17 protein-coding genes are annotated in these 13371 nt (G+C 52.5%); 4 read left to right on the top strand and 13 right to left on the bottom strand.

Going from position 1 to position 13371, the window contains the following annotated elements:
- Nucleotides 1-13: 13 nt before the first annotated feature.
- From nuoE to AKG43_RS04645, 12 genes are all read right to left on the bottom strand, one after another.
- A complete protein-coding gene (nuoE, locus tag AKG43_RS04690; protein ID WP_054599411.1) occupies nt 14-487 on the bottom strand; it encodes an NADH-quinone oxidoreductase subunit NuoE in 474 nt (157 codons plus the stop codon).
- Complete coding sequence (nuoD, locus tag AKG43_RS04685; RefSeq protein WP_054599410.1) at nt 487-1743, bottom strand: NADH dehydrogenase (quinone) subunit D; 1257 nt, start codon at nt 1741-1743, stop codon at nt 487-489. Before nuoD ends, nuoE begins: the two co-directional genes overlap by 1 nt.
- Nucleotides 1736-2323 carry an NADH-quinone oxidoreductase subunit C gene (locus AKG43_RS04680; protein ID WP_054599409.1) on the bottom strand — a complete coding sequence of 196 codons (588 nt, stop codon included), beginning with the start codon at nt 2321-2323 and terminating at the stop codon, nt 1736-1738. The genes nuoD and AKG43_RS04680 overlap by 8 nt, the downstream gene beginning before the upstream one ends.
- A gap of 9 nt (nt 2324-2332) precedes the next feature.
- Nucleotides 2333-2812, bottom strand: coding sequence for an NADH-quinone oxidoreductase subunit B family protein (locus tag AKG43_RS04675; protein ID WP_009115715.1), 480 nt, complete (start codon nt 2810-2812; stop codon nt 2333-2335).
- Nucleotides 2803-3171, bottom strand: a complete 369-nt coding sequence (locus AKG43_RS04670) for an NADH-quinone oxidoreductase subunit A (protein ID WP_054599408.1) — start codon at nt 3169-3171, stop codon at nt 2803-2805. The genes AKG43_RS04675 and AKG43_RS04670 overlap by 10 nt, the downstream gene beginning before the upstream one ends.
- A gap of 515 nt (nt 3172-3686) precedes the next feature.
- Complete coding sequence (locus AKG43_RS13210) at nt 3687-3833, bottom strand: lipoprotein signal peptidase (RefSeq protein ID WP_082402929.1); 147 nt, start codon at nt 3831-3833, stop codon at nt 3687-3689.
- Nucleotides 3834-3976: 143 nt separating this feature from the next.
- Nucleotides 3977-5827, bottom strand: a complete 1851-nt coding sequence (locus AKG43_RS04665) for an ABC transporter ATP-binding protein (protein ID WP_054599407.1) — start codon at nt 5825-5827, stop codon at nt 3977-3979.
- Between the two features lie 81 nt (nt 5828-5908).
- Nucleotides 5909-6493, bottom strand: a complete 585-nt coding sequence (gene ruvA / locus AKG43_RS04660) for a Holliday junction branch migration protein RuvA (protein WP_054599406.1) — start codon at nt 6491-6493, stop codon at nt 5909-5911.
- A 56-nt stretch (nt 6494-6549) separates the two neighbouring features.
- On the bottom strand, nt 6550-6672 hold the full coding sequence (locus tag AKG43_RS13205) for a lipoprotein signal peptidase (protein WP_082402974.1): 123 nt from the start codon (nt 6670-6672) through the stop codon (nt 6550-6552).
- Nucleotides 6673-6787: 115 nt separating this feature from the next.
- On the bottom strand, nt 6788-7507 hold the full coding sequence (locus AKG43_RS04655) for a septal ring lytic transglycosylase RlpA family protein (RefSeq protein ID WP_054599425.1): 720 nt from the start codon (nt 7505-7507) through the stop codon (nt 6788-6790).
- Nucleotides 7508-7571: 64 nt separating this feature from the next.
- On the bottom strand, nt 7572-8036 hold the full coding sequence (gene trmL / locus AKG43_RS04650; protein WP_054599405.1) for a tRNA (uridine(34)/cytosine(34)/5-carboxymethylaminomethyluridine(34)-2'-O)-methyltransferase TrmL: 465 nt from the start codon (nt 8034-8036) through the stop codon (nt 7572-7574).
- A gap of 64 nt (nt 8037-8100) precedes the next feature.
- The gene (locus AKG43_RS04645; RefSeq protein WP_054599404.1) at nt 8101-8826 is read right to left on the bottom strand and encodes a ComF family protein; all 726 of its coding nucleotides are present in this window, start codon (nt 8824-8826) and stop codon (nt 8101-8103) included.
- Between AKG43_RS04645 and bioH the strand changes: the two genes are divergently transcribed.
- Entirely contained in the window at nt 8825-9583 is a 759-nt protein-coding gene (gene bioH, locus AKG43_RS04640) for a pimeloyl-ACP methyl ester esterase BioH (RefSeq protein WP_054599403.1), read from the top strand. The genes AKG43_RS04645 and bioH overlap by 2 nt on opposite strands.
- A 97-nt stretch (nt 9584-9680) precedes the next feature.
- Here bioH and AKG43_RS04635 read toward each other — a convergent pair whose 3' ends face one another.
- On the bottom strand, nt 9681-10691 hold the full coding sequence (locus tag AKG43_RS04635; RefSeq protein ID WP_054599402.1) for a thiamine ABC transporter substrate binding subunit: 1011 nt from the start codon (nt 10689-10691) through the stop codon (nt 9681-9683).
- Nucleotides 10692-10845: 154 nt separating this feature from the next.
- Between AKG43_RS04635 and AKG43_RS04630 the strand changes: the two genes are divergently transcribed.
- The 3 genes from AKG43_RS04630 to glmU all read left to right on the top strand — a co-directional run bounded on the left by AKG43_RS04630 (nt 10846) and on the right by glmU (nt 13328).
- Complete coding sequence (locus AKG43_RS04630; RefSeq protein WP_054599424.1) at nt 10846-11493, top strand: pyrimidine 5'-nucleotidase; 648 nt, start codon at nt 10846-10848, stop codon at nt 11491-11493.
- Nucleotides 11494-11576: 83 nt separating this feature from the next.
- Complete coding sequence (locus AKG43_RS04625; protein WP_054599401.1) at nt 11577-11876, top strand: hypothetical protein; 300 nt, start codon at nt 11577-11579, stop codon at nt 11874-11876.
- Nucleotides 11877-11966: 90 nt separating this feature from the next.
- Entirely contained in the window at nt 11967-13328 is a 1362-nt protein-coding gene (gene glmU, locus AKG43_RS04620; protein WP_054599400.1) for a bifunctional UDP-N-acetylglucosamine diphosphorylase/glucosamine-1-phosphate N-acetyltransferase GlmU, read from the top strand.
- Nucleotides 13329-13371 lie beyond the last annotated feature (43 nt).

The raw sequence follows: 13371 nt of genomic DNA, 5'->3' as shown, positions 1-13371 counted from the left end.
TCGGGTAGCCCCCTTACTGCAATTCCGCCAATTTTTGCTCAATCGCTTCTTCGGTCATGAAGCTGCACATTTTATGATTGTTTACCAGCATTACAGGGGCATCGCCGCATGCGCCCATGCACTCGCCTTCCATTAAGGTATAGAGGCCGTCTGAAGTGGTTTCGCCAAAGCCGATGCCGAGTTTCTGTTTCAGGTATTCGGCCGCATTCACACCGCCGCGCAGGGCGCAGGGCAGGTTGGTGCATACGGTAAGTTTGTATTTGCCTACGGGGGCGAGGTCGTACATATTGTAGAAAGTGGCAACTTCGTAAGCGGCTGCCGGTGCGATGCCGACATAATCAGCCACAAACTCTATGGTTTCGGGCGTGAGCCAGCGTTTTTCTTCTTGGGCAATGCGTAATGCACCCATGATGGCGGAACGGCGTTGGTCGGCAGGGTATTTGGCCAATTCAACATCTATCAGTTTTAAAGATTCTGCGGATAACATTATCGGTCTACCTCTCCGAATACGATGTCTTGCGTACCGATGATGGCTACCACGTCGGCCAACATGTGGCCGCGTGCCATTTCGTCCATGCCTTGCAGGTGGGCAAAGCCGGGCGCACGGATTTTCAGGCGGTAAGGTTTGTTGGCGCCGTCTGAAATCATATAAATGCCAAACTCGCCTTTGGGGTGCTCGACTGCGGCATAGGTTTCGCCTTCGGGCACATGCATGCCTTCGGTAAACAGTTTGAAGTGGTGAATCAAGTCTTCCATACCCATTTTCATTTCGGTGCGTTTGGGCGGAGCGACTTTGTGGTTATCGACAATCACGGGGCCGGGGTTGGCTTTGAGCCATTGCACGCACTGTTTGATAATGCGGTTGGATTCGCGCATTTCGTTGATACGGCACAGGTAGCGGTCGTAGCAGTCGCCGTTTACGCCGACGGGAATATCGAAATCAACGTTGGCATAGGCATCATAAGGGGCTTTTTTGCGGATATCCCATTCGATGCCCGAACCGCGCAGCATCACGCCGGTAAAGCCTTTTTGCAGGGCGCGTTCGGGCGAAACCACGCCGATGCCGACGGTACGCTGTTTCCAAATACGGTTGTCGGTGAGCAGGCTTTCGTATTCGTCTACACAAGAAGGGAAGCGTTCGGTGAAAGCTTCGATAAAATCGAGCATGGTGCCTTCGCGGGCTTCGTTGAGTTTCTTCAGCACTTTGGCATTGCGGAATTTGCTCGATTCGTATTTAGGCATGAAGTCGGGCAAATCGCGATATACACCACCGGGGCGGAAATAAGCCGCGTGCATACGGGCACCGGATACGGCTTCGTATAAGTCCATCAACTCTTCGCGCTCACGGAAAGCATAGAGGAATACAGTCATCGCGCCGATATCGAGCGCATGGGAACCGATACCCATCAGGTGGTTCAGAATGCGGGTTACTTCGGCAAACATCACACGGATGTATTGGGCGCGGATAGGGACTTCGACTCCGGTCAGCTTTTCTACTGCCAAACAATACGCCTGCTCGTTGACCATCATGGAAACGTAGTCCAAGCGGTCCATATAAGGCAGGGCTTGCAGGTAGGTGCGGGTTTCGGCCAGTTTTTCGGTACCGCGGTGCAGGAGGCCGATATGCGGGTCGGCACGGACGATGGTTTCGCCTTCCAGCTCCAAAATCATACGCAATACGCCGTGTGCGGCAGGGTGCTGCGGGCCGAAGTTGATGGTGTAGTTTCTTAATTTATTAGCCACCGTAGTTCTCCTCGCGGACGATGCGCGGGGTAATTTCGCGCGGCTCGATGGTTACGGGTTGGTAAATCACGCGTTTTTCGGCTTCGTCGTAGCGCATTTCTACATAGCCGGAAATCGGGAAATCTTTGCGGAAAGGATGGCCGACAAAACCATAGTCGGTGAGAATGCGGCGCAAATCGGGGTGGTTGTTAAACAGAATACCGAACAGGTCGAAGGCTTCGCGTTCGTACCAATCGGCGCTGTTGTAGATATCGGTAACGGAATCAACAACAGGAAAATCGTCATCTGCCGCCCACACGCGTACGCGGATGCGTTGGTTGTTTTTTATTGACACCAACTGGCTGACTACAGCAAAGCGTTTGCCTTCCCACGGTTCGTTTTTATAGGTGCTGTAATCGACACCGCATAAATCTACCAACGATTCGAAGTGCAGGTCGGCATGATCACGCAGCGTGGTCATGATATTCAGGTAGTGCTCGGGTTGGCATTCAACGGTAATTTCATCTAAAGCCAAGATGACTTTGCTTGCTTTATCGCCCAACACGTTTTGGACAACCGGATACAAATCGTTTACGTGCATCTTGTTCTCCTAGTTACGGGCAATGGTGTAAGTGCGTTTGATTTTGCCTTGCAGCTGAATCAGGCCGTAAATCAAGGCTTCGGCAGTCGGCGGACAGCCGGGCACATATACGTCTACCGGCACGATGCGGTCGCAACCGCGCACTACTGAATAAGAATAGTGGTAGTAGCCGCCGCCGTTGGCGCACGATCCCATCGACAACACCCAGCGCGGCTCGGCCATTTGGTCGTATACGCGGCGCAACGCGGGCGCCATCTTGTTGCACAAAGTACCGGCCACAATCATCAAGTCTGACTGACGCGGAGACGGACGGAAAATAATACCGAAACGGTCAAGGTCGTAACGGGAAGCGCCCGCCTGCATCATTTCTACCGCGCAGCAGGCCAAGCCGAAAGTTACCGGCCACAGCGACCCTGTACGCACATAATTCAACACCGTATCCGCGCTGGCGGTTACGAAGCCTTTATTCAAAACGCCTTCTATTCCCATTCCAGCGCACCTTTTTTCCATTCATAGATAAAGCCCACCGTGAGCACCACGATGAACACAAACATCGACCAGAAGGCAAACTGCCCGTGGGAAACCATCAGGTCTTTAAACACCACAGCCCACGGAATCATGAATGCCACTTCCAAATCAAACAAGATAAACAGAATCGCCACCAAGTAGTAGCGCACGTCGAATTTCATACGCGCGTTTTCAAATGCTTCGAAACCGCACTCGAAAGGCGCGTCTTTTTCGGCATAATGGCGTTTCGGGCCGAGCACATTGCCCAAAGTCAGAAACACGACACCGGCTATTAAGCCGATGATGATGAATATCAATACAGGTAAATAGTTTGCCAACATGGGTTTACACCTAAATTTGTTTACATAAAATGCTGGTAAATACTTTCCGATTGTATCTAATTTCAAAAACCTTTAAAAGTTGAAGCGTTAAAAAAATGACGAAAAAAGCTAATAATTTCAATGAATTTTCGATAACGATTATCATTAATTAATATTTAATCAATAACCGTATGCTTTATTTTGTATAAATTTGATTTTTTGTATGAAAAAGTTATTTCCAATAAATTTGATATATTAAAAAAATGATGTTATTTGATTAAAAGCTTGAAAGCCTGAGTTTCTAATCAACGTATTTCGTCCATCAACTTAACTTTTACTACGGCATTGCAGCGCCATGTCGTAATACTCGCATTGTTTTCGGCTTGCGGCCCTGTATGAAAAATGGTTGATTGACTATAAATACTGAAATCCAACAACGGCTTCCGGTGTCATGAGACAAATAACATGTCAGCCTTTCCAAGCACAGGAAATGATTCACTTGTCCGTAAAATAAGGCAGAGGCCGTCTGAATGTTTTCAGACGGCCTGAGACCTTTGCAAAACCCTCAGATGTGGATGCAGTTCAAGGCGTAGCAGCACAGCGAGTGCAGACATATCATATAGATAGGCAAACGAGCGAGCAGCGCACAACGCAGAAATGCGCCGTAGATGGGGGTTTTGCAAAGGTCTCGGCCTCTGCTTTTTTAGTTAAGACAAGAAAGCTTATACGTTGAAACCTTGGCAAGACCGGTTTTGCTTCCGGTTCTGCCGGTTATCGGCTTCGCCTGTGAGAACAACCCTGCCATGTGGCAAAAGCATTGGGTTAATCAACCATGCACCTGATCTTGATTGAGAAACCCGCCGCTTTGGTGCGCCCACAATTTGGCATACAAACCGTTTTTCTCCAGCAATTCGGCATGGCTGCCCTCTTCGACGATACGGCCTTTATCGAGCACAATCAGCCTGTCCATAGCGGCAATGGTGGATAAACGGTGGGCAATGGCGATCACGGTTTTGTTTTCCATCATTTTATCCAAGCTTTCCTGAATGGCGGCTTCCACTTCGGAATCCAACGCGCTGGTGGCTTCGTCGAGCAGCAGAATCGGCGCATCTTTCAGCATCACGCGGGCGATGGCGATGCGTTGCCGCTGGCCACCTGAAAGTTTCACGCCTCTTTCGCCCACATGGGCATCGTATCCCCTGCGGCCTTTGGCATCGGAAAGGTTGGGGATGAAATCGGCGGCTTCGGCTTTTTCGGCGGCCTGATACATTTCTGCTTCGGTGGCATCGGGGCGGCCGTAAACGATGTTATCGCGCACGGAGCGGTGCAGCAGGCTGGTGTCTTGTGTTACCAAGCCGATTTGGGCGCGCAGGCTTTCTTGGGTGATGTCGTTGATGTTTTGGCCGTCGATGGTGATGATACCGCTTTGCGGCTCGTAAAAGCGCAGCAACAGATTAACGATGGTGGATTTGCCTGCGCCCGAACGCCCTATCAGGCCGACTTTTTCGCCCGGTTTGATGGCAAGGTTAAAGCCGTTGAGCAACGGTTTGCCGGCATCATAGGAAAAATCGACATGCTCGAAACGGATTTCTCCGTGCTCCACTTTCAACGGCAGTGCGGCCGGTTTGTCTAAAATGGTTTGCGGTTTAGACAAAGTAACCATGCCGTCATTTACGGTGCCAATGTTTTCAAACAGGCGGGCGGATTCCCACATGATGTATTGCGACAAACCGTTCACGCGTAAAGCCATGGCCGTGGCGGTGGCAATCGCACCGACGCCGACCTGCCCGTGATACCACAGCCAAATGCCCAATGCGGCGGTGGACAAGGTGAGCGACGTATTCACAATAAAATTACAAGTATATAAAGTGGTGGCCAAACGCATTTGCGCATGCACCGTTACCATAAATTCCTGCATGGATTGCTTGGCATAGCCCGCCTCGCGCGCACCGTGCGAAAACAGCTTAACCGTCGTAATGTTGGAATAGGCATCGGTGATGCGGCCGGTCATCAACGAGCGGGCATCAGCCTGACGCTGTGCGGTTTTCGACAACTTGGGAATCAGCACGCGCATCACGGTGCCGAACGCGATAATCCAGCACACGAACGGCAGCAGCAGCCAGCCGTCGAACGCCGCCAGAATCACGCCCGAGCTGATGAAATACACCAGCACATACACCACCATATCGGCCAGTGTCATCACCGTATCGCGCACCGCCAGCGCGGTTTGCATTACTTTGGCCGAAACCCGCCCGGCAAATTCGTCCTGATAAAACCCGAGACTCTGCCCCAGCATCAGGCGGTGGAAATTCCAACGCAAACGCATCGGAAACACGCCTTGCAGGGTTTGCAGGCGCACGTTCGACGCAACGAAATGCCAAAACACGGCAAACACCATCAGCGCGGCCATGCCCGTTAATGCCCAACCCTTTTCCGCCCACAGAGTTTGCGGCGTGTATGCGCCCAGCCAATCGACCACTTTGCCCATAAATTGGAACAGCAGGGCTTCCATGATGCCGATGCCGACAGTCATCAGAGCCAGCACCAAAATCCAGCCGCGCACACCTTCCATGCTGCCCCACAAAAAACGCCACAAGCCTTTTTCAGGCGTTTTCGGCGGCGTATCGGGATAGGGGTCGATACGGGATTCGAACCAGTCAAATATTTTCTTCATCATACTTTCACTGCTTAATCATAACGGCTTGCGGTTTTTTCAGACGGCCTCAGCGGTTGAAACACCCGATAGGCCGTCTGAAAACTATTTCAACAAATTCTTCAAAGCCAAACGCACGCCTTCGCTCACATCGATTCCCGCCGCAATGCCTTTTACTGCGGCTTTGGCTTCGCGCTCGTTGTAGCCCAAGGCCAAAAGCGTGCTGACGATATCGTCGGTTTCGTCCGGCGCGGCAGCGGGGGCGAACAGGCCGGCGGCGGTTTGTTCCGACACCAGCTTGCCGCGCAGTTCGAGCACCATGCGTTCGGCGGTTTTTTTGCCGATGCCGGGCGCGGAAGAAAGCCGTTTCACATCTTCCTGAGCCACAGCCTGCGCCAGTTCGTCCGAAGTCATGGCCGACAAAATACCCAATGCGGTTTTGGCTCCGATACCGCTTACCTTCACCAACTGGCGGAACGTAGCGCGTTCGGCGGAGGTGGCAAAGCCGAACAGCAAATGGGCATCTTCGCGCACCACAAGCTGGGTATAAAGCTGCACGCTCTCGCCAAGCGGCGGCAGCAGATAAAAAGTCTGCATGGATACATCGACTTCGTAACCCACGCCGCCGACATCAATCACGATTTGCGGAGGTGTTTTTTCGATGAGTTTGCCGGTGAGTCTGCTGATCATGGTTACTTCCGTTGGGTGTGGGATGTTGAGTATGAGATTGAAGTTATGGACAATTCTTACCGAGGTCTTTGCAAAACCGCCGGGTGTGGATGCAGCTCAAGGCGTAGCAGCACAGCGAGTGCAGACACATATATAAAGCTAAGCGGGCGGGCAGCACACAACGCAGAAATGCGCCGCAAACGGCGGTTTTACCAAGGTCTTTGGCCGTCTGAAAACCTGTTCAGACGGCCACACATTATACACTTGCCCAAACAAAACGGCCTGCATGATGCAGGCCGTCTGAAAAAGCACAGATTAAAGCGAGGTAAGCAATCTGCCTTTGGCGGTATCCGCATGTTCCTGACGTTGAAACGGGCCGATGCGCACCACATAGTTGCCGCCTTGTTTAACCATAGACACTTTTTCGTTCATGTCGGCTGATTTCAAATGACCGCCGCTGCGCTTCAGATAATCTTGGGCGGCGGCTTTGCTGTTGAAAGTTTTCAGATTGACATAGATATTTCGGGCTTCCTGTTGGGCAAACCTTTCCGAAGCATCGCGCCCCGGCACGATCTGCTCCACACGCACTTTGGCCGTGCCATGTTGGATAAAACCTAACTTTTGTGCGGCTGCCTTTGACACATCAACTACGCGGCTGCCATGAAACGGCCCCCTGTCGTTGATGCGCACCACTACGCTTTTGCCGTTGCTCAGATTGGTTACGCGGGCATAGCTGGGAATGGGCAGGGTTTTGTGCGCGGCGGTCATCGCGTGCATATTGTAACGCTCGCCGCTGGAAGTTTTACGGCCGTGAAACTGGCCGCCATACCATGATGCGCTGCCTGTTTGGCTGAACGAAGAGACTTTCTTTAACGGATTGTAGCGTTTGCCGGCTACTTTGTAGCTCATGTTGGCGGATTTGCTGAGTTTCTCCGCTTTGACAACGGCATCGGCTTGTGCAACGGAAGACGTGCCGAACCCGAATACAAGGGCGGCAACGGTTCCCATAAAGAAGTTTCGTTTGGCTTGGGTCAAAACAAATTCCAATTCTCGAGTTGATAGGGTTTTCAGACGGCCAGCCAAGCAGGTTGTGGGGCTGTTATGCGCCGCCTGTATAACCGTTTTGCCGCCATGCTTCAAACAGCATCACGGCCACGGTATTGGAAAGATTCATGCTTCTGCTGCCCGGCAACATCGGCAGGCGGAGTTTCTGCCCTTCCGGCAAAGTGTCGAGTATCTCTGCCGGCAGGCCGCGGGTTTCGGGCCCGAACAGAAACACATCGCCTGCTTTAAAAGCTGCCGCATCGGGGCGGGTACTGCCTTTGGTGGTCAGCGCGAAAATGCGCCGTCCCGATAATGCTTTCACGCAATCGTCGAAATTTTCGTGTACGGTAATTTTGGCGAATTCGTGATAATCCAGCCCTGCCCTTTTCATTTTGCTTGAGTCCAACGGAAAACCGAGCGGCTTCACCAGATGAAGATCGGCGCCGGTATTGGCGCACAAGCGGATGATGTTGCCCGTGTTGGGCGGGATTTCAGGCTGGTATAAAACAACAGTAAACATATAAATCAATCATTTAAGGTTCGGCACTATGCCCTAATCCGGCAGGTGCGTCAAAAAATTTTCACTATTTTTTCATTTGAACAGAAGCCAATGCCCAGCAAAAAACGGCTGAAGCCCCCGCCTTTCTTAAGGTTGCGGCCAATGCTTCAAAAGTTGCGCCTGTTGTGGTTACATCATCGACCAGCAGAATCTTACGGTTTTTAACATGTTGATTATGCTCATGATTTATTACAAAGGCATGGCGGACGTTTTTTCTTCGCTCTTCGCGCTTCAATGTGCTTTGCGGCACACGATGCCGTCTGAAAACGGTGTAACGGGGCAAAACGGGCAGCCTGTAATGCCTGCCGACCGCTTCTGCCAGCCCTTCCGCTTGGTTAAAACCGCGAAACAGCCGCCTTTCTTTGCTTAAAGGCATGGCCATCACGGCATCTATATCTTCATGCGCCAACCATAGGGGAGCATGATCCAGCATCAAGGCCGACAAGGGGCGTTGCATACTCAAATCGGCCTGATGTTTGAACGCATGAATCATGTTGCTGACGGGCGGTTCGTAATAAACCGACGTCCACAATTTTTCAAAAGGCGGCGGTTTCTGCTGGCATTGCCCGCATAACGCCGCGCCCACGCTGGTTTGCGTGCAGGAAGGGCAGGTATTGGCGGAATCGGTGCGGCATTGCGCCAAATCAGACGCACAACCTGCGCACAGGCCGTCTGAAACGGCGCAAGCATGGCATAATACGCAACATCCGGCACGCTGCCGCCGATTACGCCACCATGAAAGAATATCCATGCAACATACACCCAAGAAAGTTTATCTGATACACGGCTGGGCGGCAAACCGTCATGTTTTCGACGACCTGATTCCGCGCCTGCCCGACGAATGGGATATCCAAGCCCTCAATCTGCCCGGCCACGGCGACGCACCTTTTCACGGCGGGTTCGACGTGGCCGCCGCTGCCGATGCTTTCGCCGCACACATCACCGAACCGGCCTACCTGCTCGGCTGGTCGCTGGGCGGGCTGGTGTCGCTGTATATGGCCGCCCGCCATCCCGAAAAAGTGCGCGGCCTGTGCCTGACGGCCAGTTTCGCCCGCTTTCAGGCCGCGCCGGATTATCCCGAAGGTTTGAAAAATCCTGCGCTGGCAAAAATGATCGAACTGTTTGAGCAAGATTATCACAAATATATGAAACAGTTTCTTCAGTTGCAATTCTTATATGCCAAAGACCAGCATTCGGTATTGGAAAAAGTGTTGCCCGATATTGTGAAACACGGCGCACCTTCGGCTCTGCAAGCGGCGCTAGACGCGGTGGCTGAAGCCGATGCACGCGCTTTTCTTCCGCACATCAACATGCCTTCGCTGCTGATTTTCGGTGCCAAAGATTCCATTACCCCGCCGCGTATGGGCGAGTATCTGCACCGCCATCTGCCGCAAAGCCGCCTGCACATCATAGAAAAAGCCGCCCACGCTCCTTTTTTAACGCAGGCGGCTGAATTTGCCCAAATACTGACAGACTTTGTGGAACGGCCTGAATCCGCTTCAACATAAACAGTGCTGCAATACGGTTTCCAATATACGCTTCACAATATTATTTTCAGACGGCCTCAAGCACTTTCATTCCGTGCATCAGGCCGTCTGAAAACGTTTATTTCAACACCACTTTAATCCAGCGGCTGACCCATTGTTTCTGTTTTTGCTCCATCAAAACAACGGAAGGGGCAAAGTGTTCTTTCGGCATTTGGGCGAATTCAAACACTTTGGGCAGCGGCGTGCCTTTAACGGCGGGATACACCCACATTTCAGACGGCACGGCTTTCTGCACCTCGGCACTTTGCAGATAAGCCACCAGTTTGGTAGCCAGCGCAGGCTGCTTGGTTCCGCGCAATACGGCCGCACCTTCCACCTGACGGAACACGCCGCCTTTCAAAAACAGATTGCCGGTAGGCGGCACGGTATATTTGCCTTTGCTGAAATGCACCTCGGCTGCGGGGCTGGTGGCATAACTCACAATCAACGGGCGCGAACCGCCGTTTTGGGTGAAATCGGTGTAATAAGCGTCGCTCCAGCTTTTGGTTACTTTCACGCCGTTTTTACGCATATCGGCCCACCATTTGAATGCCTGCTCTTCACCCAAGCCGCCGATATTGGCCATCAGGAAAGAGAGGCCGGGGCTGGATGTGCCGGGATTGGGCGTAACCAGCAAATCTTTATAGGCGGGCTTGGCCAAATCTTCGAGAGATTTCGGCAACGGCAGCTTTTTCTCGTCGAACCATTTTTTATCGTAATTCAACACAACATAGGCGTAATCCACCGCCACCGCACCGGGCAGGGAAGCGTTTGCCGGCACCGATGTAGGCTGCTTGTCGGCCAAGATTTTGCTGTGCAGTGCTTTGGTAATGTTGGCATTGTCCAAACCGTACACCGCATCGGCAATCGGACGGGCGCGGCTCAAGATCAGTTTGTTGAGCATTTCATTGGCACTGCCGGCTTCAATCACGGTAAGCTTGGCGTTGTGGTCGCGCTCGAATTTGGCGATGGTTTCTTTGGGCAGGCTGAACGAGCTGTGTACTGCCAGCCTCACTTCTGTTTGGGCGGCTGCTGTTGCAGCAAACAGTAACGCGCCGATTCCCAACAAAAAAGTATGTTTTATTTTCATTTCATATTGTCCGTATCATAATGGTGTGTATTGTGGAATCATGACTTTGAACATGGCCGCGGCCTGCGGCTTTCAAAATCTCCGAACCCGCCGGTTTTTATCATTTATTCAACTTTTTAAACTGAAAAAACGTTTGCAAAATATTTTAAATACTATGATTTGTCAAACTATTTGGTTGTTCGACCTCGACAACACCCTGCATCACGCCGATGCCGGAATCTTCACGCTGATCAACCGCAGCATGACCGCCTATCTCGCCGAAAAACTCGGTTTGGACGAACAAACCGCCTCGAATGTGCGGCAAGACTACTGGCACCGCTACGGCGCCACGCTTGCCGGCCTGCAAAAACACCACCCCGAAATCTGTATCGACGACTTTCTGCGCCGCTGCCATCCGCTCGATGCCATTTTGCCCGCCCTCGTGCCCGTAGAAGGCGCGGCAGAAACTTTAGGCCGTCTGAAAGGTCGAAAAGCCATCTTTTCCAATGCCCCGTCGTTTTATGTGCAGGCACTGGCAGAGGCGATGAATATCACGTCTTGTTTCGATGCTTTATACGGCACCGACGATTTCGGCCTGTTGTACAAACCCCACGCCGATGCCTATCTCAACGTATGCGCCATGCTCGGCACAACGGCAGAATGCTGCATTATGGTTGACGACAGCGCCGACAACCTCCACGCAGCCAAACAACTCGGTATGCGCACCGTTTGGTTCGGCAAACAGGCACACCCGCTGCCTTTTGTAGATTGCGCCGCCGCCGACATGCCCGCGCTGGCCGAATGGGCATCGCAGTATGCATGATGCCCGGCTATCTATCGGATTACATTTTGATTAAAATAGCATCATAACTATCTCTCCCATTATTCTTTCATTAAGGAAACATCATGCGTCATCTTGCCCTTCTTGCCGCACTTGCCATATTGGCGGGCTGTTCTTGGGAAACTTACCAAACCGCCGACGGTCATACCGCTTTAAGACAAAAATATGAAACCGGCACACCCGTGGTGTATCAAGACGGCACTTATTCGCGCAATATGCGCCACAACCAATTCCGCCCCGAACAGCGTGCCGTTACCTCTCAACACAACGAGCACGACATCCGCGGCACGCATTGGCAAAAACCGCATATGTCTTCAGGCAGCAGCGTGCCGGTTAACGGCGCAACGCCCGACACCGCACAATAAACAACATCTACCAATCAGGCCGTCTGAAACACAGTGTTCAGACGGCCTGCAATCCCATTATTACGATTCTTTATTTTTTAGAGAAACATCATGAACCCATCCTCCCTGCACATCGTTATTCTCGCAGCCGGCAAAGGCACGCGCATGTATTCCAAACTTCCCAAAGTGTTGCACGAAATCGGCGGCGAACCGATGGTTCAGCGCGTTATCGACACCGCCGGCAGCCTTCATCCGCAAAGCATCAGCGTCGTTATCGGCCACGGCAAAGAGCAGGTTTTGGCACGGGTCAACCGCGATGTGAACTGGGTGGAACAAACCGAACAGCTCGGCACCGGCCACGCCGTGAAAATGGCCTTGCCGCACCTGCCTAAAGAAGGCCGCACGCTGGTGCTTTACGGCGACGTGCCGCTCACCGATGCAGACACCCTGCAAAAACTGTTGGATACCGCCGGCAACGAAGTCGGCCTGCTGACCGACGTGCTCGACGACCCCACCGGCTACGGCCGCATCATCCGCGACGGCGGCAAAGTGGTGGCGATTGTCGAAGAAAAAGATGCCGACGACTCCCAAAAAGCCGTAAAAGAAACCAACACCGGCATTCTCGTATTGCCCAACGCCAAACTCGAAGGCTGGCTGAACAGCCTTTCCAGCAACAACGCCCAAGGCGAATACTACTTAACCGACCTGATTGCACTGGCCAATTCAGACGGCATCGCCGTACATCCCGTGCAGGTTTCCGCCTCTTACTTGGCCGCCGGCGTAAACAACAAAGTGCAGCTTGCCGAATTGGAGCGCATTTTCCAAAACAATCAGGCGCAAGCCTTGCTCAAAGCCGGCGTTACCCTACGCGACCCCGCCCGCTTCGATTTGAGAGGCCGTCTGAAACACGGCCAAGATGTCGTGATCGACGTAAACGTGGTGATTGAAGGCGATGTCGAATTGGGCGACAACGTAGAAATCGGGGCACATTGCGTGATTAAAAACACCAAAATCGCCTCCGGCACCCAAATCGCCCCCTTCTCGCACCTCGAAGGCTGCGAAGTCGGCGAAGATGCCCGCATCGGCCCGTTTGCCCGTTTGCGCCCCAATGCCAAACTCGCCGCCGACGTACACATCGGCAACTTCGTCGAAGTAAAAAACACCGTGATGGGCAAAGGCAGCAAAGCCAACCACCTCACTTACTTGGGCGATGCCGAAATCGGCAGCAAAACCAATATCGGCGCAGGCACCATTACCGCCAACTACGACGGCGTCAACAAACACAAAACCCATATCGGCGACGAAGTACGCATCGGCTCCAACGTCGTTTTGGTAGCCCCCGTCAAACTGGGCAACAAAGTAACCGTCGGCGCAGGCAGCTCGATTACCAAAAACTGCGAAGACAACACCCTCGTCCTCGCCCGCGCCCGCCAAACCGTGATTGAAGGCTGGATACGGCCGGAGAAAAAATAACCCAAACGGCCATTCTCAATATTCATTACACAAAAGGAAAAAA

This window comes from Neisseria sp. 74A18 (assembly GCF_001308005.1).
Classification (GTDB): Bacteria; Pseudomonadota; Gammaproteobacteria; order Burkholderiales; family Neisseriaceae; genus Neisseria; species Neisseria dumasiana.
Note: the sequence above shows the minus strand (reverse complement) of the source record. Positions and strands in the feature narration are given on the sequence as shown.

Excerpts from the sequence above, each read along its gene's own strand:
- nuoE (WP_054599411.1), bottom strand. The coding sequence starts at position 487 with ATGTTATCCGCAGAATCTTTAAAACTGATAGATGTTGAATTGGCCAAA.
- AKG43_RS04680 (WP_054599409.1), bottom strand. The coding sequence starts at position 2,323 with ATGCACGTAAACGATTTGTATCCGGTTGTCCAAAACGTGTTGGGCGAT.
- AKG43_RS04675 (WP_009115715.1), bottom strand. The coding sequence starts at position 2,812 with ATGGGAATAGAAGGCGTTTTGAATAAAGGCTTCGTAACCGCCAGCGCG.
- AKG43_RS04670 (WP_054599408.1), bottom strand. The coding sequence starts at position 3,171 with ATGTTGGCAAACTATTTACCTGTATTGATATTCATCATCATCGGCTTA.
- AKG43_RS04665 (WP_054599407.1), bottom strand. The coding sequence starts at position 5,827 with ATGATGAAGAAAATATTTGACTGGTTCGAATCCCGTATCGACCCCTAT.
- ruvA (WP_054599406.1), bottom strand. The coding sequence starts at position 6,493 with ATGATCAGCAGACTCACCGGCAAACTCATCGAAAAAACACCTCCGCAA.
- trmL (WP_054599405.1), bottom strand. The coding sequence starts at position 8,036 with ATGTTTACTGTTGTTTTATACCAGCCTGAAATCCCGCCCAACACGGGC.
- bioH (WP_054599403.1), top strand. The coding sequence starts at position 8,825 with ATGCAACATACACCCAAGAAAGTTTATCTGATACACGGCTGGGCGGCA.
- AKG43_RS04645 (WP_054599404.1), bottom strand. The coding sequence starts at position 8,826 with ATGGATATTCTTTCATGGTGGCGTAATCGGCGGCAGCGTGCCGGATGT.
- AKG43_RS04635 (WP_054599402.1), bottom strand. The coding sequence starts at position 10,691 with ATGAAAATAAAACATACTTTTTTGTTGGGAATCGGCGCGTTACTGTTT.
- AKG43_RS04630 (WP_054599424.1), top strand. The coding sequence starts at position 10,846 with ATGATTTGTCAAACTATTTGGTTGTTCGACCTCGACAACACCCTGCAT.
- AKG43_RS04625 (WP_054599401.1), top strand. The coding sequence starts at position 11,577 with ATGCGTCATCTTGCCCTTCTTGCCGCACTTGCCATATTGGCGGGCTGT.
- glmU (WP_054599400.1), top strand. The coding sequence starts at position 11,967 with ATGAACCCATCCTCCCTGCACATCGTTATTCTCGCAGCCGGCAAAGGC.